Annotated in this window: 15 protein-coding genes; 6 read left to right on the forward strand and 9 right to left on the reverse strand. The window is 55.7% G+C overall.

Annotated elements, in window-relative coordinates; genetic code table 11:
• Nucleotides 1-138: 138 nt before the first annotated feature.
• The 5 genes from JUJ53_RS08275 to JUJ53_RS08295 all read right to left on the reverse strand — a co-directional run bounded on the left by JUJ53_RS08275 (nt 139) and on the right by JUJ53_RS08295 (nt 4796).
• A complete protein-coding gene (locus tag JUJ53_RS08275; RefSeq protein WP_239124890.1) occupies nt 139-693 on the reverse strand; it encodes a YqeG family HAD IIIA-type phosphatase in 555 nt (184 codons plus the stop codon).
• Nucleotides 694-900: 207 nt separating this feature from the next.
• Nucleotides 901-1998 (reverse strand): endolytic transglycosylase MltG, encoded by a 1098-nt coding sequence (gene mltG, locus JUJ53_RS08280; protein WP_343327917.1) that lies wholly within the window; start codon nt 1996-1998, stop codon nt 901-903.
• A gap of 129 nt (nt 1999-2127) precedes the next feature.
• A complete protein-coding gene (locus tag JUJ53_RS08285) occupies nt 2128-2688 on the reverse strand; it encodes a DUF3727 domain-containing protein (RefSeq protein WP_204151522.1) in 561 nt (186 codons plus the stop codon).
• A gap of 338 nt (nt 2689-3026) precedes the next feature.
• Nucleotides 3027-3485, reverse strand: coding sequence for a Holliday junction resolvase RuvX (gene ruvX / locus JUJ53_RS08290; RefSeq protein WP_204151523.1), 459 nt, complete (start codon nt 3483-3485; stop codon nt 3027-3029).
• Complete coding sequence (locus tag JUJ53_RS08295) at nt 3486-4796, reverse strand: GNAT family N-acetyltransferase (RefSeq protein WP_204151524.1); 1311 nt, start codon at nt 4794-4796, stop codon at nt 3486-3488.
• A 273-nt stretch (nt 4797-5069) separates the two neighbouring features.
• On the opposite strand from JUJ53_RS08295, the gene murJ reads away from it, so the two are divergent.
• Entirely contained in the window at nt 5070-6698 is a 1629-nt protein-coding gene (gene murJ / locus JUJ53_RS08300; protein WP_204151525.1) for a murein biosynthesis integral membrane protein MurJ, read from the forward strand.
• 325 nt (nt 6699-7023) lie between these two features.
• The gene (locus JUJ53_RS08305; RefSeq protein WP_204151526.1) at nt 7024-8508 is read left to right on the forward strand and encodes a calcium-binding protein; all 1485 of its coding nucleotides are present in this window, start codon (nt 7024-7026) and stop codon (nt 8506-8508) included.
• Nucleotides 8509-8713: 205 nt separating this feature from the next.
• On the opposite strand, the gene JUJ53_RS08310 is transcribed toward JUJ53_RS08305, so the two are convergent.
• The gene (locus JUJ53_RS08310) at nt 8714-9568 is read right to left on the reverse strand and encodes a universal stress protein (RefSeq protein ID WP_204151527.1); all 855 of its coding nucleotides are present in this window, start codon (nt 9566-9568) and stop codon (nt 8714-8716) included.
• A gap of 439 nt (nt 9569-10007) precedes the next feature.
• Here JUJ53_RS08310 and JUJ53_RS08315 point away from each other — a divergent pair, with 439 nt between their 5' ends.
• A complete protein-coding gene (locus JUJ53_RS08315) occupies nt 10008-10478 on the forward strand; it encodes a thioesterase family protein (protein ID WP_204151528.1) in 471 nt (156 codons plus the stop codon).
• 54 nt (nt 10479-10532) lie between these two features.
• Nucleotides 10533-10829, forward strand: a complete 297-nt coding sequence (locus tag JUJ53_RS08320) for a DUF3288 family protein (RefSeq protein WP_204151529.1) — start codon at nt 10533-10535, stop codon at nt 10827-10829.
• A 116-nt stretch (nt 10830-10945) separates the two neighbouring features.
• Here JUJ53_RS08320 and JUJ53_RS08325 read toward each other — a convergent pair whose 3' ends face one another.
• The 3 genes from JUJ53_RS08325 to mnmA all read right to left on the reverse strand — a co-directional run bounded on the left by JUJ53_RS08325 (nt 10946) and on the right by mnmA (nt 15860).
• Nucleotides 10946-13300, reverse strand: a complete 2355-nt coding sequence (locus JUJ53_RS08325; protein WP_204151530.1) for a caspase family protein — start codon at nt 13298-13300, stop codon at nt 10946-10948.
• A gap of 9 nt (nt 13301-13309) precedes the next feature.
• Nucleotides 13310-14488: a sulfate adenylyltransferase gene (gene sat, locus JUJ53_RS08330; RefSeq protein WP_204151531.1), complete on the reverse strand. Its 1179-nt coding sequence runs from the start codon at nt 14486-14488 to the stop codon at nt 13310-13312.
• 274 nt (nt 14489-14762) lie between these two features.
• The gene (gene mnmA / locus JUJ53_RS08335; protein WP_204151532.1) at nt 14763-15860 is read right to left on the reverse strand and encodes a tRNA 2-thiouridine(34) synthase MnmA; all 1098 of its coding nucleotides are present in this window, start codon (nt 15858-15860) and stop codon (nt 14763-14765) included.
• Nucleotides 15861-16163: 303 nt separating this feature from the next.
• Between mnmA and JUJ53_RS08340 the strand changes: the two genes are divergently transcribed.
• Complete coding sequence (locus JUJ53_RS08340) at nt 16164-17102, forward strand: hypothetical protein (RefSeq protein WP_204151533.1); 939 nt, start codon at nt 16164-16166, stop codon at nt 17100-17102.
• Nucleotides 17103-17167: 65 nt separating this feature from the next.
• The gene (locus JUJ53_RS08345) at nt 17168-18736 is read left to right on the forward strand and encodes an NAD(P)H-hydrate dehydratase (protein ID WP_204151534.1); all 1569 of its coding nucleotides are present in this window, start codon (nt 17168-17170) and stop codon (nt 18734-18736) included.
• Nucleotides 18737-19562 lie beyond the last annotated feature (826 nt).

Here is a 19562-nt window from a genome sequence, read left to right on the forward strand (position 1 = left end):
CAGTTGGTGCCTCACTCAAGTATTCACAGGGTTATATCGTTAAGGTCTTTATACGGGCTGACCTCATTTAATCTATTGCTAGAATGCCAGACCGCCAGAAAAATCGGTTGAATCATAATGTTTTCTTTATATTTACTTCTATGTGTTCCGGTTACGTTGCGTATCGTTTTGTTGCATGGACTGATGGGCCGAGAGAGAGGCTCCCAGCAGTTGGGATAGCCAAACTTCCAAAGCACGCACAGGATAGCAGCGGCGCGTTTGGGTTGGGGAGACCATGGGCTCGACTAAAATCGTAAACATGCCAAGACGATTTCCGGCCAGCACATCTGTAAATAGGCGATCGCCCACCATGCCCACTTGATGCACCGGAAAATCCATGGCCGCCACCGCCTGACGGAGTTTGCGGCGAGATGGTTTGCGTGCTCCTAAGATGTAGGGCACATCGAGGGATTGGGCGATCCGACTAATGCGGGTTTGGCTCAGGTTATTGCTGACCAACCATAGGGAGACAATGGGCTTGAGCCCTTCAATCCATTGATAGATTTCATCAGGAATATCCGCCGTGGAAATGGGTACTAGTGTCTCATCTACGTCCAGCACTAACCCACGCAGCCCATAGCGCTGAATCATCTCTGGCGTTAAGTCGAGTACTGAACTGCCCAGCACCAAATCGGGCTGTAGAAACTTGCTCAAATTAAATAGCCCCCAAAACAACAAACGAAAGGGTCGGTTAGCCCCCGCCACAACGGCACCTGGATCGCTCTTCAGAACTCTTGTGACTCCAGAGGTGTCCAGCACTCAGAGCGAAACAATCCATGCTGCACCCTAGAGCCATGGAGGATCTAGATTGGATCCAGCGGGGTGTATCTATCCATCACGACTCTTCAAGGGTACCTTGATTCAATTCACCCGATCCGCACTAGACGAGCGATCGCCATCGACTTCATCACGAATGCGGCCTTGAGCAGATTCATGCTCTTCCAAGGTGCGGCTAAACACATGGGTTCCATCATAGCGAGCCACAAAGTATAGGTACTCGGTATCGGCTGGATCTAAGGAGACCTCTAGGCTAGCCAAACCTGGACTCGAAATAGGAGTTGGGGGTAGACCTGGATTGATATAGGTATTGTAGGGAGAGGGCGTCCTCACCTCAGCTAAGGTCAAGGGTTGTTCGGGGGTTTGTTGAATGCCTAGACCATATTCCACCGTCGGGTCTGCACCGAGGGGGATGTCTTCTCGCAAGCGTTTTGCAAAGACACTGGCAATGAGGGGGCGCTCTTGTCCTACCACCGCCTCTTTTTCCACAATACTCGATAGGGTGACCCATTCCAGGATCGTATAAGAGGATTGAGAGGAGGACTCTTGATAAATCGGCAGGGCCACCGTCTCAAAGCGATCCAGCATTTGACGGATGACCATCTCTGCAGTCAGAGGGTAGGCAAGTTCGTAGGTATCGGGATAGAGAAACCCTTCGACGTGGGGTAGTCCCCTGGGCAGCCACGGATAGGCATCATAGGGAACCGCTTGGCTGGCTGCTATAAATTCATCGGCGGAAAATAATCCTTCTGCCTCAAAATAGGCGGCCATTTGCTGAATCGACCAACCTTCAGGAATGGTAAATTGCTGGGTTGCGACGTCTCCATCCCAGATTTGATCAGCGATCGCCACCATCGGGGTTGTGGGCGACAGCTCATATGTACCTGCTAAGAATCCCCCAGGGCGATCGCGCAGCATTTGCCAACGAGCCCAGAGATCCCAAGCAGTGGTTGACCGAATCAAGCCCACGGCCTTGAGATCTTGCCCAATCTGGCGTGCGGAGGTACCCGACGGAATTTCCATGCGGATCAGCGAATCGTCCGCCGTCAACGACGATGGGTCAGAACTGCTTAGTGCCGGCGTGGTCGCCCAACTCCACCAAGCCCATCCTTGCCAGCCTCCAAGAGCCAGCGTGGCTGGCAAGATGAGGATATAAAATAACGTTCGGGTAATGCGTTGCACAGCACGTATGAATGCGTCGATCAAAGAACATGCAAATCCTAATCCATGCAGCCCTGCCGCCGCGTGCCCCCAACGGATGAATCCCCTGCTTAGAGCCTGCCGCGCCCTAGAGCAGGGATCTCCAGTCTACTAATCGATATCCTCAAACAGCAGATCTTCTAGTTGTGGGCGTACGGTCTGAAATTCCTCGGGCGATAACAGTTCGGGAGTCTGCTGACCGTTGACGCGGGCGAAAAAGAGAAGCGGCTCTAGAGGGGTACAGAGCACATATTCTTGCTCTTCATAGAAAAAGGTTGCCAACATTTGAAACTGCTCGGTTTCATTGGCTTCTTCATCCTCACCAATGTTGAGGGTAATGATGTCGTCATCGACAGGATCAGGCAGATCTCCCTCAGCGGTTAGGGTAAAAGCTGTATGGGTGAGCATCAAATTCTGCTCTGCTAAAACAGCCCGAGCTGTGTCAAACACATCGACGACTTCCTCATCGTCAATATCGACCAGCACTTCTTCATCTTCTTCGTCGCCTTCTTCCCAAGCGAAAATTTCAATCGGCGCATGGACAGGAAGTAAGAGGAGGTATTTGGTGCCCTCAATATCCGCTGACTTTTCGACCGAACACAGGAGTAAACGCCCGTCTTCGTCAGCGAGGTGAATGGTCTCTACATTCAGATCTAAGTCGTCGTCATTCATCCCAAAAGTTCCCCGATTCGATGTAATCCTGGCAGCCCGTCGATGGAAAGTCCAGTGTGCTTTCGCTTGACCAGCCATCCGTGTTGAACAACACAGATACATGGCACACAGTATCGTAGCACGATGCCATGCATCTAGACCTGTGCGGATAAATTTATCGTAGACCCAAGATCCACAAGGGTACATCCCACGTTTTTAGCCCTTACCCTACACCACCTCTCCCACGTCGGGCGGTACGTTGAGCCCGGCTTCCCAAAAAAGGGAGAAGGGGGTAGGGGATAAGGGGCAACGTGCGAAACTGGGATGCTCCCAGCAACAACCTAGGAGATGCAGACAGGCTATGGGGTTACGCGATCGCTCTCCATGAGGTCGGGTCGCTGGGCCCCTTCATCTAGCCAGCGTTGCAGAATCAGGGCGGCGGCCTTGCGATCAATCAGCCCTTTATCGTGGGACACGCGTCGTTCTGCCTCGATCAATTCTTCTGCCTGCACCGAGGTCAGCCGTTCATCGACATAGACGACTGGGAGGTTCAACAGAGGCGTGATGCGATGGACAAATTTTTGTACCTGCCTAGCCTGCTGCCCCAGATGCCCATCCATGCAGTAGGGCAAGCCAATGACTAAGACCTGCACCTGGCGCTCACGGGCGATCGCCTGCAGTTGCTCGACCACCTGCTGAAACGATTGTCGCTCGATGGTGAACAGGCCAGTGGCAATTAAACCTGTACCGTCACAACCCGCGACACCAATGCGCCGCCGGCCGACATCCAGACCTAGTGCTGAAATGCGCTGCTTCACCTATCCCTGGGATCCTTCCATGGAATCGTGGTTCAAGAAAGGCAGGCGGCGATCGCTACTTTTCCCATCGGTGCTCGACGCTTCGGGGGAAGCGGGGGCCGAATCACCATGATCATCCCGCACCGTTCCGGAGACGGGGGGGATGGGATGGGCGGCAGGCATTGGGTTGGCTGCCGTTCGACCAAACATAGAAAATCGGCTGGGCACCGGTTTGCGGGCCGGCTGCAGACCCTGCAGTACCTCGGGCAGCGGCAAGTATTCGAAGGACACCGGCCGCGTTTCCCGCAGTTTATGCCACACCGACCGCGACATTAGCAAGGTGTGCTGGGTGCGCTCTGCCCCAATCTGGGCTAGATATTCTTCCCGCTCAGACTGATAGTCAGCCGAGGCTAGGCAAAGCTGCTGGGGTGGACAGTCTTGGGTCATGCGGGCCATTTGGGCGAGCAGTTCTGGGTAGAGCCAGGTGTAGGCTGGATGCACGGTCAACTCGGCGACGTGGGGACAGCGCCCATCACGACAAAGCTGTAGGTTGAAATAGCCGATCGCTGCCTTGCGCTGGGGCTCAAATACGTAGCCACTCACGCTGTCTACCCGCCGCACCCAATGCTGGACACCGTTGACTAAGGTTTGGAACACACCGGACTTAAAGTCTGGCGGTTGGCGATCAAAGACTTGGCGGACAAGCGGCGGCATGGCCACCGTGTCGAGCTGATGCAGCAAAAAGGCATCCGCGTTGCTCACCGGCAGCAGATTGGGGAGATCGGGCTCCCGCTGGGCCAAGGTTGTCAATAGATCAGGAGCGATCGCCCAGTAGGCCATCTGCGCCAAGGGCTGGAACCCCGTCTGTCGATAGACGCCCAAAGCCGCACTATCATTCACGTCTACCTCAATCATCCAGGTACGCGCTTCCCAGATATTTTGCAGGCAATAGCGCAGGAGTTGGGATGCCACATCCGTAGCCAAGAGCTTCACCTGCCCATCTACCAAGGTAGACTCCGCCGCAATTTGCTCCACCCGCCAGGTGCTGCGCGTCCGGTTGACGGGCGAGACCCGAATCATGCCGTGGGGCTGCCCAGCATGTTCTGCCACAAAGGCGCAGAGCATGTGTTGGAGAGGATTGGGCACCCAACTTAGACATTTCAGCACCCCGTACCAAGGCCGCATTTGCTCCATGGTGGGATGGGGCCCAGTGGGATGGTAGGAATGCTCGGCCGCCAATTCCTTCGAAGCAAGATGCTCAAGGGCGTCGAAATCTCGACCTTGCAAGGGGCGGATAGAGATACTCTGCGGGTGAGGAGATGCTGAAGTCATGAAAACTTGACATCCAGAGGGTGTGCTATATCCCTAGTCTACAGTGTCCAACTTCAGACGACGGGAAAAAGACGAGATTTGCAGCAATTCTCCCCGGCAAAATCATCAACTCCAATACCAGATGTCATTTTCTAGATCAAGGCAGCAAGACATCAAGCTGACTCATGGTTGCATCTGCTTCAGCAGCCTGGAGCTGAGAGCCGCAGGTCTAGGATTTCACTGGCATTGCTCCGTTGATGCTAGGCTTGGCGGTGGCACATTGTCGATATTCCTGTGGCTGATTCGAAGAAACCAACACGTTCATTTGCCAGGATTGCTGGCATTGTGGCGGCTGCCACGCTGATTAGTAAGATCTTTGGCCTGTTTCGTCAACAGGCGATCGCTGCTGCATTTGGGGTGGGGGCAGCCGTTGATGCCTACAACTTTGCCTACGTTATCCCTGGCTTTTTGCTCGTGCTGCTGGGGGGCATCAATGGCCCATTTCATAGCGCCATCGTCAGTGTTTTGGCCAAACGCCGGTCTGAAGACGAAGACATTGCTCCCCTGGTGGAAACCATCACGACATTGATCGGTGGTGTGTTGCTGCTGGTCACGATCGGGCTGATTATTTGGGCTGCTCCGTTGATTGACCTGGTGGCTCCGGGGCTGAATCAGTCGCCTGAAGGGTTAGAGATTCGAGCGATCGCCATCCAGCAACTGCGGATTATGGCTCCCATGGCCCTGCTTGCGGGTCTGATTGGCATTGGCTTTGGCACCCTCAACGCCGCCGATCAATATTGGCTGCCTTCCATCAGCCCCATCTTTTCCAGCGTGGCCCTCCTGGGTGGGTTAGGATTACTGGTGCTCCACCTGGGTAGCGCCGTCACCGATCCTGAGAATGCCGTACTCGGGGGCATGGTTTTAGCCTGGGGAACCTTGGCGGGGGCTGTGCTGCAGTGGCTAGTGCAGGTGCCGGCCCAATGGCGATCGGGCCTAGGGCGGCTGCGGCTACGCTTCAATATTCGTCGTCCTGGCGTCCAAGACATCGTCCGCATCCTCATGCCGGCCACCTTTTCCTCTGGCATGATGCAGATCAATGTCTACACTGATCTTTTCTTTGCCTCCTATCTACCCCAAGCCGCTGCCGCTTTGGGCTATGCCAACTTGCTGGTGCAAACGCCCCTCGGCATCATTTCCAACGTAATTTTGGTGCCCTTTTTACCCATCCTGTCCCGGCTATCCGGCATCGAAAGCCGCACGGAATTTAAGCAGCGCATTGGCCAAGGCATGATGCTCACCGCCGTCACCATGCTGCCCCTGAGCGCTCTGATGATGACCCTAGCCTTTCCCATTGTGCGGGTGGTCTATGAACGCTACGCCTTTGACCAAAGCGCCTCCCGGTTGGTGACGTCCGTCCTGATCGCCTACGGTCTCGGCATGTTTGTTTACCTAGGGCGAGATGTCTTAGTGCGGGTGTTCTATGCCCTTGGTGATGGCGACACGCCCTTTCGGGTGAGTATTTTCAACATTTTTCTGAATGCCCTGCTCGACTACTGGCTGATCCAAGCCTTTGGTGCCCCAGGACTCGTGCTAGCCACCGTGGGGGTCAACCTCGTCTCTATGGTGATGTTTTTGTGGCTGCTGGATCGCCGCTTGGATGGTCTACCTTGGCGAACCTGGAGTCTGCCCTTTTTAGGACTGGTGGGAGCCAGTACCGTTGCAGCGGGGCTCTGTTGGGGAAGCCGGTGGGGATTAGAAGAGCTGCTGGGTACGGAAGGATTTTTCATTCAAGTCCTACAGCTTTGTATTGCTGGATCGATTGGTTTGGCGGGATTTGGGGCGATCGCCAGTCGATTGGGCATCCCGGAATTTGACATGGTGGTTGGCCGGATTAGCCAACGCCTACGTCGTTCTGGGGATTAATCGAGGGAGATCCAAACTATCCTAAGTTCTTGCCCTGTGTTAGCAATGGGAAGCCGTTTGGGCACATTAAGCTCGCATTGCAAGCTCGTATAGATAAATCATCAGCAGCATCTACAGAACTGACGCAAGACTGCACGATCATTCCACACAATATCTTCAAATGAATATCGTCCAACTGCGTCAGTTCTGATCTAGACTTCGTTCCTAAGCCGTGGAGATGGCTTAGCCATGATTGAGCGGCCGTTATCTATGACAGATGAGGGCGATCGCCAGTCAGGTCTTCAATGTACTTAACCATACTGAATTCTCAGGAAGGTCGTGAGTTGTGGCAGAGTTTATCGGCACAGAGAATGGTGAGATTCTGACAGGCACTCCCCTAGATGACGTTATCTTCGGGTTGGGCGGGGGTGACGCTATCTTCGGTGAGGATGGCAACGATACGCTGTATGGAGGTGCCGGTGACGATCGCCTCTTAGGTGGCGAGGGCAACGACACCCTAGATGGTGGCGAAGGCAACGATACCCTGGAAGGCGGCAACGGCAACGACGTTTTACTAGGCGGCAGCGGCAACGATCAACTCTCTGGCAATGATGGAGATGACCTGCTGTTGGGAACCCTCGGCAACGATCAGCTCCTCGGAGGTCGCGGCAACGATAGCCTTTTTGGTGGCGAGGGCAATGACTACCTAGATGGCGGCCCCGGTGTCGATCGCATGGTCGGTGGCCCTGGTAATGATGTTTATGTGCTGGACAACGTCGATGACACGGTCGAAGAAGAGCCTGATGAAGGCATCGACTTGGTTCTAGCTAGCATTTCGATTGACCTCCAGAGCCTCTCTCCCAATGTCGAGAATGTAACCTTATTGGACGAGGGTGGACAGATTCGGGGCTTTGGCAACGATCTAGACAACGTCATTAACGGCAACAGCGATCGCAACCTGCTACGCGGGGGTGGCGGCAACGATACTCTGCGCAGTCGGGGCGGCAATGATGTGTTGGATGGCGGCACTGGGCGAAACCGCCTGATTGGTGGTTCTGGCAATGATATTTATATTGTGCGCAGTCGCGGTGATGTTGTTGTTGAACAAGCTGGACAGGGTACTGACCTTGTCAAAGCCTTGGTCAGTTGGAGGCTCGGCAATCACCAAGAAAATTTGACGCTCTTGGGAGGACGCGCTGCTCTCAACGGCAGTGGTAATACCTTAGACAATCAGATGATCGGCAACCTAGGCGACAACCTTCTCCTTGGGGGAGGGGGCAACGACATCCTGCGCGGCGGCGGCGGCAGCGATCGCCTCCTTGGCAACATTGGCGATGATCTATTGCAGGGTGGAGCTGGGGACGATGTTTTAATCGGCGGCGGCGGCAACGATCGCCTAGAGGGCGGTAATGGCAACGATCGCCTGGAGGGCAGCATCGGTAATAATGTTTTGATCGGCGGGGACGGGGACGATATTCTCATCGGCGGGGCAGGCCGAAATACGCTTACCGGTGGCGCAGATCGCGATCGCTTCTACCTCACCAATATCAATCACAGAGCCGACACCATCACCGACTTCGACGACGATGTCGATCAGATCTATATCTCGCGATCGGGCTTCCGACTGCAAAACTCATCCCGTGGTGTCCTCGACCCCGAGCAGTTTCGTCTAGGCAGCGTTGCCAGAAACGAGAGCGATCGCTTCCTCTATAACCGCAGCACGGGGCAACTCTTTTTTGATGCCGACGGCAGTGGTCGGGGCGATCGCGTTTTGGTGGCCCGGTTGTCGAACAATGCTCAGCTCAGTCATAGCGATATTGTTCTCTTTTAGAGTCTCCTTATCCCCAACATCCCCCTTGCAAGGGATGTTGGGGAAGCCGTGAGGTCACAGGATCTGATCAATTACTGGATTTTATAGATCACCAATCTAAATAGATCACTAGATCACTGTGCTCCGCCATGGATGAACATACCAGAGGATGCCTCTTCTCCCTTTGCTCAAGAGAATCGTGGCGGAATCGCTGGGTATGGGATACCTAGGCGCTGGGGTGGCGCACCAACATGACTGGACAGTTGGCATAGACACGCACGTAGTCGGACAAGGACTGACCCAAGAGGCGATCGAGATCCGGAAGTCCCTTGGCGATCGATGGGCGGCGATCGGGGGAGCCCAGCATCAGCAAGTCAGCATTCAACGATTCTGCCAATTGGCAAATCCGTAGACCTGGCTTACCTTCTGGTGCTTCACAGCGATATTTGATGCCATACTGCTTAGCCTTAGCGATCGCTGGTGCTAGCACCGGATCCTGTTCGCCCCGAGTTGAGAGCTGCTCATCTAGCTTAGAGGTCAAGTCGGGGTTGGCATGTACCAAAATCAACTGCCCGCCGGTCACATCCCGCAGGAGAGCGATCGCCACATCCAAACATTCCTGAGCAGCCGCGGATTTATCCACAGCCACCAAGATGGTTTTGATGCGCTTCACATAGATATCGTCTTTGACCAACAGCATGGGACGACCCGCAAGCTGGAAGACGTATTGGCTCACAGAGTTTTCCAGAATAGACTGAAGGCGCTTCAGTCCCCGAGAGCCCATGATGATTAAATCAGCATCGATCTCATCGGCAACCCGACAGACGATATCCTTAGGATCGCCCTCGCGCAGCATAGCCGTCGTTTTGTCAGGATCCAGTTGCAGCGACTGGATGGAGCGTGCCAATACTTTGCCGCCCTCTTCCCATTTCGCCGTCATGCCCTCGGCCGTGACCTGGGATGAGACAACGTGGAGAACCGTCACAGAGGCTTTTTGAATGATGGGCAGATCCATCAAGGATTTGAGCATGGCCTCTGCTTGGCCGGTACCGGAATCTGCAAGTAGGATTTTTTCTATCATGGTTCCTCCTTTGGTTAAGATATCAAGACTGATTCAAGGTCAATGAATCATAGGATTTACAAAACAGTTCTGTTAAGCCAGCTAGCACAGTTGAACAGCAGGGGGATGACGTTGGCAAGCTTGCACAAAGCCAACTAAGATCATACCGTCTCGATTGTTCTCCCCTCGGGAATGACATCTTTTTTAGCCAACCAGCCGTTGGGAAACGTCATACCCTAGGACAGAGTCCACATTCTGGGCTGAAGATATCTAGTCCACGGATACCAGCAGATTCATCGTCATCACCCGTCATCGGCACAGCGCAAAAACCTGCAATAACCTTGCAATAACCTTGCAATACCATTGACACCTCGGCATGGGTTGCATAAGAATTGTGGTCGTTCATGGTCAGACTTGCATGGTTTGACTGGTGTTTTAATAGGTTGATCCATAAACGTTCATGTCGTCTGAAATCAAGCCCTACGGTACCCTTCAAGCCAATACTCACATCACGAGCGATCGCTGGTTTGAATATGGCGTCCATGCCTACCCCAACCATACGGACTATTCAGGGGCTGTCTGGCATGGCACCTATCTTGCCTGGATGGAAGAGGCACGGGTAGACTATTTGCGCCAGTTGGGGGTGAGCTTTGCCGATTTAGTGGAGCTCGGCTGTGACTTACCCGTGGTCGATCTCAGCATTCGCTACCACCGTTCCCTACGCATGGGTGAATCCGCCCTCGTGTGCGCCCAGATGCGGGATATGGCAGGGGTGCGTATGACCTGGGACTATAAAATTCAGTCTCTCGATCGGCAGGAAACCTATGTTTCAGCCCAGGTTGTTCTGGTGCCAGTCGATCGCGACAAGGGCAAAATTATGCGCCGGCTGCCTGCCAATATTCAAGAAGCGCTGATGAAACTTGTCCAGTAAGCTGTGGCAAGTGCAGGTCAATAGTGGGGAAATGAGAAGTGGGGACATGCGACCATGGCCAATGATCAGGATCGATCTAACGAGCAGCAGCATCCTCTATGGAAACGCGATCGCGAAACGGTGATGACGCTCATTCAAGGTGAGCCCACCGACCTCAACTTAGTGGAGTTGGCCCGGCTGCGGATTCGCTACCAGGGCTTTCCAGGGGCGCGGGATATTCAGGCAGATCTGGAAAAGGTGATGAACCGATGGAAGCTCACGGAGGAGGCTTTATTTGAGAGAACGCGCCAAATCCATACCCTAGGAACCATCTATCGAGGCCGTAGTAATCGACAAGACGATTGGAGTTAGTAATCTGCGGCGGAAATCAACCCTGTCGTGGGATACCAGCATTCTCTGAATATCGTGCCCTTCGACTTCGCTCAGGGCACGATGGCTCAGGGCGCGACGGCTGGGTTGTTGATCACCTAGGCTGTGGGCTCTTCGGTGATCCGGTACATAAAGCTGAGGGTTGCCCAGTCGTTAACGTTCAGCGCATAGGCGTCTGGCGAAAACTCTAGGGGGCGATCGCTGGCTGCTTTGGTAGCATGATGCAGGTCATCTAAGATGGCTCGGGCTACTTCTAGGGGATTGTGAACAACGCTGACCCGACTGGCACTGTTGCGAGAGGGCATGGAAGCATTGAGTACAGCCGTCGTTTTGGCGAAGGGACTACGACTAAAGATGAGGTGAGTTTCTGCAGGCGCGATCGCTCCTCGAACAATCCATTCTGAGGTGGTGGATGGGCTAGGAATCGTCAGAATTTCGCCCGGTTGAATGGCGACATTGCCTAGGCTGGCGGCATTGGGATCGGCAGGATAGAGGGCGATCGCATTACTGTTGCTGTCTAAGCCAAACAGAATAAAGTAGACGGGGCGATCGCTGTAGTTATAGAGGCGATATTGGATCCGTCCACCCATGGGCAGTTCGGGCAACTCGCTGCTGACTAAGAGGGCAGCCAGCCGACCTTCTGGAGGTGTCCAAGGGGCGCGGCCAGTTTCTTGCTGGGCCACAATCCGCTCTTGGGGGGTCACCAACTCTAGGGTTGCACGCACGCCCAGCCGCGATGAACCGCCGCTTTCGGTGAGCCGCACGAGCTTCGTGCCCAACAGCGTGCGCAGCCTAGGCGTCAGGCGTGTGACGGCTGTTTTCACCGCTTCGTCATCTTCTGCTGTGGTATTGGGAATGGCGGTCTTGCCAAGATAGAACAGCCCATAGCTTGTTTTACTCGGCAATAGCTCCGGCCCCGCCGGCATCACATCAACCTGAGTCACCACATCATCGGTAGAGGGGCGATCGCTGGGTAATGATGCAGCGATCGCCTGCGTCAAGGGCTGGGTTTTACCAAAGAGACAGTCCGCGGGCTGCCCACCGGAAACGACAGAGGAAATACTGGCAAGGGTGGAAAAGGCGCTAGTGGCATCCACCCGCTCCACCCGCTCTAAGGATGGATCGATGGCCACGGTGAGCCCCACCTGCCGAGGAATCACTCGGATCGATTCATAAACCGGTTGCCCTGGTGTCAGCACAACGGAAGCCGGGCTATTGCAACACAGACGAGCCGTGGCCCGCAGACCATCCCGCGATCGCACTCGTAGCAGAATGGTGGCTGGGGGGCGATCGCCGGTATCACCACTCATGGGTGCATCTACAGTCAGCACCGTATCGGGGCCATATTGCTCTAGAACCTGGGCCGGTACGCCCGCCAGCAGCACCTGAATGCCTTTGCCGTCATTGCCTGCTGTCTGAATGATGCCATCGGCACCTTGGGTGAGAATCGAGGGCAGATAATAGGGCAAGAGTTTTTGATCTGTGCTGCGGCTGCCGGTGAGCATGGGCTGTTGACGGCCACCCACCACCTGCTCAATGGTGCCGGACGCCCGACTGAGGCTATTGCGCAGGGTGGTGGCTGGGGTGGCAGACCAAAGTTGTTGGGTGAGAGCGTAGGTCAATAGCCCAGCGCTAAAGCCATTCCATTGCCCTTCTGCAGCCGGTTGCTGATCCGCGGCGGCGGATATCACCATGCCGGGAAACTGTAGCCGACTCACCTGGGCTGCAAGCTGTTCTCGGGATACTTTTAACTGGCTGAGCAGCCGTTCTTGGAGGGCCTGTTCTTCGTCGCTGATCTGACCGCTGGGGGCATTGGGGCGCGATCGCACCCGTAGAGTACCCTGCAAAATTGAGGCGGGCGTGGTGTAGCTGGTGTCTAGCACTGTCACCACCTGATCGGTCTTCAGGGACTGCAACAACAGCCCCAGGGTGTCTAGACCTATATCGTTAATGACCGGATGTTCTGGCGTGGGCAGCAGTCCGTCTACCGGCACCAAGGAACGTAGAGGGCGATCGCTGCCGATGGTCTGCAGACGGCTACCCAACCCACTAAAGTGAAACACCACCACATCCCCCGGCCGAGCTTGCTCCACCAAGTGGGATAAAAATGCTGTTTCAATCCCTTCTCGGGTTGCCTGGTCATTGACCAAGGTGACAATGTCGCGATCGCTAAAGCCAAACCGATATCGCAACAGTTCCCGCTGCAGCTCTACATCGGTTAAGCAGCCCTGCAGGGGTATGCCACTGCCTCGTCCTGCCCAGCAGTCTGTTTCAGAATCACAGGCGCGATCGGGATAGGCGTTGATACCCACGAGCAGGGCCAGCTTTCGCCGCGTCGGCTGGGCAAGAGCGACGTGGGAGCGATCGGCTATCCACGATAGTCCTGCCTGACTAAGCCCGTAGGCTGTCAGGGCGACTGAAGTCTGGAGAAATGTGCGTCGCCTTACCCTCACCGACTATTCCTACGCCTCCACGGTGACCTTCATAGCCCGAGCTAGCTCTGCAGCCACCTCAGGACGGGAAAACTCTGGCGGCGGCAGTTCTCCGCTGCGCAGCAGTTGACGCACTTTTGTACCCGAGAGGTGAACCCGCTCATCGGGCGCACTTGGACTCGTCTTGGTCGTTGCCATCGACTGAGTGCGGGTGCAGTAAAAGGCGTGCTCAAACTTCATGGGAACAATACCCAAGGCATCGGGATCAAACTCATCAAAAATGTGTTGCGCATCATAGGTGCCGTAATAGTCACCCACTCCCGCATGGTCGCGACCCACAATAAAGTGCGTGCAGCCATAATTCTTACGAATGAGAGCGTGGAAGATGGCTTCTCGTGGCCCAGCATAGCGCATGGCAGAGGGGTTGATGGCCAGAATCACCCGGTCGGTGGGGAAGTAGTGTTCCATCATAATTTCGTAGCAGCGCATTCGCACATCGGCGGGAATGTCGTCACTTTTGGTTGCGCCCACGAGGGGATGTAAAAACAGACCATCAACGGTTTCCAGGGCACATTTTTGAATGTACTCATGGGCCCGGTGAATGGGGTTACGGGTTTGGAAACCTACCACCGTTGACCAGCCCCGCTCTTTAAATAGACGGCGGGATTCGGCGGGATCGATTTGGTAGTCAGGAAACTGGGGATGGGCTTCCCGTTCGAGCAACCAAACCGGCCCAGCTAGATTCACATCGCCTTGGTCATAGACAACCTTCACACCGGGATGCTTATCTTCGTCGGTGCGATAGACGTTGATGGCCTCTTTTTGTTTATCGTAGTGATACTTCTCGGTGAGTTCCATCACGCCGATAAAGCGACCGCTGGCGTCATCTAGGCGAATCGTGCTGCCTTCGGAGAGCGGCGCTGCCACGTCTTCGCTGACGGAGAGGGTCACCGGCACAGCCCAAGGAAGCCCCGAGGCTAGGTGCATATCCACGACCACCGAGAGATAGTCCGCTTGGTTCATAAAGCCATCCAGCGGGCTGAACCCTCCAATCGCAATCATGACTAGGTCTGACGTAGCCCGTTCGTCGAGCGTCACGCGGGGTAGAGCATCCGCTTGAGCTAAGAATGATTGACGTTGTTCCGGGGTGGCAATGCGATTGATCAGAACCCCACCATGGGGGGGAATGCCATCTGGATAATGCTTCAAGATCTTTCCTCTTTCTGGTTAATGAACGACGTTAGTCAAGGGTTGGTCACGTTTAGAGAGGCAGCCTGCATTAGTTGATGTCGAGCTGGGAAGAATTGTGCCCTGGGTCGGGTTTTTTCTACATCCCAACTGCTCCATCACCCTAGATTCCATCACCCTAGATCACCCTAGAACGATCCGGTAGATATCCGGCACGACTAGACCCAACCGTGCTCTAGCCCAGGCTGGCGCAACCCTAGGACTGGAGTTGGCGGCTTAAGACTTTCTTCACTATTTAGAATACTGTGTTTGGGGAGTCCTTGGATGGTTCAATAATGCCGCCCCCTAACAGGATGCAGTTGCTGGCATCATCGTACCAAACTGCGGCCTGTCCGGGGGTGATGCTAAACTGCGGCTCGTCAAAGACAATCCGCACGCGATCGCTCTCACCTTCACCCAGAATAGGCATGACTGTGGCCGGCACCGCTGCCGATCGATAGCGAATTTGCACCATGGCCCGCAGGGGCGCGCTGGGCGGGGCGATCGACACCCAATTCACCTGCTGCACCGTGCATTCCCGTTGATGGGTACTGTCGCGATCGCCCACAATGACTTGATTGCGCCCCGCATCAATGTCGATGACATAGAGGGGTTGGGCGGCGGCAATGCCTAGACCTTTGCGCTGCCCGATGGTGTAGTGGTGAATGCCGGTATGTTTTCCTAACACCGTACCGGATTGATCGACGATGTCACCTTCCGTGGGCGCTAGGTAGCGATCGAGGAAGGTTTGCATGGAGCCATGGGCTTCAATCAAGCAGAGATCTTGGCTTTCGGGTTTCTCCGCCGTATGGAGCCCGAGCTGGGCCGCCATGCGCCGAGTTTCTACCTTGGTTTGGTCGCCGAGGGGAAACTGGGTGGCAGCAAGTACGGCTTGGGGCAGGTCATAGAGAAAGTAGGATTGATCTTTGGTTAGATCGACCGCGCGGTGCAGTTGGTAGCGATCGCTCTCGGCATCATGAACAATCCGGGCGTAGTGCCCGGTGGCAATGGTGTCGATGCCTAGGGTTTCTCGCGCATAGCGCAGCATCGGCCCAAACTTCACCGCCTTATTGCACTGGGAACAGGGCAGCGGCGTCACACCGGCTCCATAGCCTTTGACTAAGTAATCAATGATTTCAGCCTGAAAGACCTCGCGGCTGTCTACCACGTGGTAAGGAATGCCCAACTGTTCACAGAGCTGAGCTGCATCGACCATTCCTTCCGAGCAACATTGCCCCTTGCCTTTCATCAGCCAGAGCGTTAAGCCTTCTACGGTATAGCCTTGATGGTGCAGGGTGGCGGCCGCCACGGAACTATCGACGCCGCCTGAAAGCCCAACGACAACCTTCTTCATAAATCCTGTGGATTGCGGTGAGGGGAAGTGAGGAGGGCGATCCAATAAAGGGCCCAGCCTCGTTAGGATTGTTACATCCTGTTACTAGGCTAGCATTCAGGACGCGGTTCGATCGCCCCTCCAGAGAATCCCTCAAAAATCCCATGGGAAGGCGCGTCCTATCTGGGAAATGCCATGCTAGACTTGCTGCAAATTTCTACGTTAGGTTGAGCGATCGCGCCCTAGCCGGTAGCGTAGGATCAATGCTTGATGTCATCAGTGCAAGGGAGCAATTGCGCGATGGGTTATGGATTATGTCGGTCAATGCCGGAAAGCGACGTCCCCGTTCGCATCACCACTGTCCCAAGGTCTAGGCGATGGTCTTTAGGCTGGGGAGTCACGGTGCTGGGCTGTATGGCGAGCTGGGGATTCAGTGCGATCGCTCTTCCCTTAGAGGACGGAGAGCGGTATACCAACGCATCCGATCCCTACTACATCGCCCAGCAGGTTGTGGATGGACTGCCGCCGCCGCCGCCGGTTGCCGCTCCAGCCCCTAGCGCTCCCACCGTTTCGGTGCCCACCACGCCTCGGCAGACCGCTCCAGCCCAGCCCAGCGCTCTAGATAATCGCTATGTCGTGCTGATCAATGGCGATAGTCCACTATTGCTCGACCAAGTGCGCCGGATTGACTCTGCTGCGGAGCTACAAACCTTTCAAGGGCAGCAGATGATCCAAGCTGGGGTCTTCGATAACGTCCTCGTTGCCCAACGGCAGGCCGAAAGCTTAGTCGCCCAAGGTATTGGTGCCGAGGTGGTTGCTGTACCCACTGCGGCGGTGAGTCCGGCCAATGCTGCCCCGCCTGCAACGATTGCGGTCAGCCCGCCCACCCAAATGGTGAGTGTGGCGACCGGGCGATCGCCCGTGGGTGAACCCGAGATGCTGCCAGCCACGATCACCCCCCGCGAAGTCGAATTTGGTCGCCCCGCTGCTCCGCAGACGGTTGCTCAGGCGCAAACTACCGCTGTTGTAGGTAGTTCCTACTACGTGGTTATTCCAGGGCGATCGGGTGAGGTGGAATCGATCGCTAACCAGGTGATTCGTTTGGGTAGCGGCATTGGCATTGCCGATGTGGTGGATGAGCGCACCTCTCCCCTCGGGCCCCATGTTCTCGTCGGTCCCTATGTGGGTCGCAGTGCCGCGTCTCGCTGGAGTCGATATTTCCGAGACTTTGGAATGGATGCGAGGGTCTATTATCGGCGGTAGCTGCTGTCGATCTAGTCTCAGAGCTTCGATCCCCATATTCCCCTTGTTGCCGTGAGGAAACACCCATGACTTATCCCTCCAAGGAAACTAGGAGCGATCGCTCTTGGGTGCAATCGGTGGTGGTGACCGCCGATCAGATGGCCGCTATTGAAACCCGGCTGTTTGATGCCGGGATGCCCGTGGCGGCGCTGATGGAGAAGGTTGCCGGTCTGATTGCCCAACGGATTCAGGCGCTCTATCCCCTAGGCGAAGGACGACGGGTGGGCGTCTTGGTCGGCCCAGGGCACAATGGCGGGGATGCGTTGGTGGTGGCGCGGGAGCTGTGGCTGCGCGGCTACACGGTACTGCTACACTGCCCCTTTTCCCGCTGCAAAGACTTGACCGCGGCCCATCGCCGCTATGCTGAGGCGCTGGGGATTCCAGGCAGCGATCGCTTCGAGGATCTCCAGGCTTGCCATGTGCTCATTGATGGCCTGTTTGGCTTTGGGCTCACCCGTCCCCTAGAGGGAGCGATCGCCACCCTGGTTGACCAGATCAATACCTGGAAAAAGCCCGTGGTCAGCATCGACCTACCCTCGGGCCTGCATACCGACACCGGCGCTGTTCTGGGTACGGCCCTGCGCGCCACCCATACCCTTTGTTTAGGTCTCTGGAAGGCGGCCTGTCTGCAAGATGGGGCGCTGAACTATCTGGGTCAGGTGGAGTGGCTGGATTTTGACCTGCCCCAGGCTGATATCCAGGCCGTGGTGGGATCAGCACCCTCTTTGCGACGCGTTACTGTGGCAACCGCGATCGCTGCCCTGCCTGCTCCGGTGATCACCACTCACAAATATGAACAGGGGCATGTGCTTCTGGTGGCCGGCTCGCAAACCTATCCAGGGGCAGCTCTGTTAACCGCTCTGGGAGCCAGGGCCAGCGGGGCGGGTATGGTATCGATCGCGGTTCCGGCCTCCCTGCGGGTCTTGATCGTCAACCAAGTACCGGAAGCCTTGGTGATTCCCTGCCCTGAGGACGATACGGGGGCGATCGCTCACCTACCCTCTAACCTGGATCTGCGCCGCTACGATGCCATTGCCTGTGGCCCAGGATTAAGCCGAGGTGCCCAAGCGGTGCTTGAAACGATCCTAGCGGCTCCCTGTCCCTTGTTGCTCGATGCCGATGGGCTGAATGGTCTGGCCGAGCTAAAGCTGGTCTCTAGCCTGCGATCGCGATCGCAACCCACCATTCTCACGCCCCATCCCGGTGAGTTTAAGCGCCTCTTTCCCCACCTGACGGATCAGATGAGCGATCGCCTCTCGGTGGTGCGGCAAGCGGCCCAGGACAGCGGAGCCATCGTCCTCCTCAAGGGGGCCAGGGTGGCGATCGCCAGCGATCAACAGGTATGGATCAATCCTGAAAGTACTCCAGCCCTAGCCCGAGGGGGCAGCGGTGACGTGTTGACGGGCCTAGCCGGGGGGATTTTATCTCAAACTGCGCCTGCGGCAGAGCCTGTTTTGAGAGCGATCGCCACCGCCGCTTGGTGGCATGCTCAAGCAGGCTGCCTCGCCGCCGCCCAGCGCACCACCCGAGGGGTCGATGCCTTTACCCTGACGCAATTCCTCATCCCGGCCCTACGCCAGCACCCGATTTCCTAAGAAGGCATATCCCTAAGAATGGCAAGGGAAAGGATCTTCTACCTCACCCCCATCTGCCCAAGCGGGAGTCCCGGAATTTGACAGGGGTGCCGTTCATGAAGAAATTATAAATATGATGTACTTAACGATAAGTAGACGGTTCCCGGCGATGAAGTTATGATTGACTATCTTTGGGTTGTCGTGCTTGAGGAATCATTAGGTTGACGGTTCCACCCTATCAAAGCGGCGATCGCTCAGCCCAAGTAGTTGGCGCAAGCAGTCTTCGCAGGCTGAAATCTTGTCCCTTTGACGCAAGCTAATTGGATGCAGGCTAATCGTGCTATTCATGCAGAACTTTACAGGTCTGTCGCCCGATCAGCAGCCTATCCAGATCAACGACGAGCGTTAGCTAAGGGGCAAGCCTTTTGCAGAGAGGGTCGTTCATGTCGTCGTGCTGAACGCAACTTTGCCCATGTCTAAACCCCAACTGACTCAGGAACAGCATGAGGTTCAGATGATGCGGTGGATCAGCGTCAATCCTTCAGGTAACGATGGCTCAGTTGGGTTGGCACCAGCCCATGTTGGTTTTCAATGGAATCAATCTCTCTGCTTGCTGCCCCCGTGATGGCGGCTCAGGATGACGCCAGATGACACCTGCCAACTCGCTATCCTCTCAGCCAGCAACGCCAACGGCTAAGGGATAGTCGGCGCGGTAGTTCCAGGGTATGGAGTTGATGCAACTCCGCTTCTCAGCGATCGCAAGCTGTCATGATGTCTACGATGGCTCACATCTGCTGAGGTTCGCCCATTGCCAAGACTAGGGCCAAGATTCACCGCTACATCGCTG

Source organism: Leptolyngbya sp. CCY15150 (assembly GCF_016888135.1).
Taxonomy (GTDB): Bacteria; Cyanobacteriota; Cyanobacteriia; order RECH01; family RECH01; genus RECH01.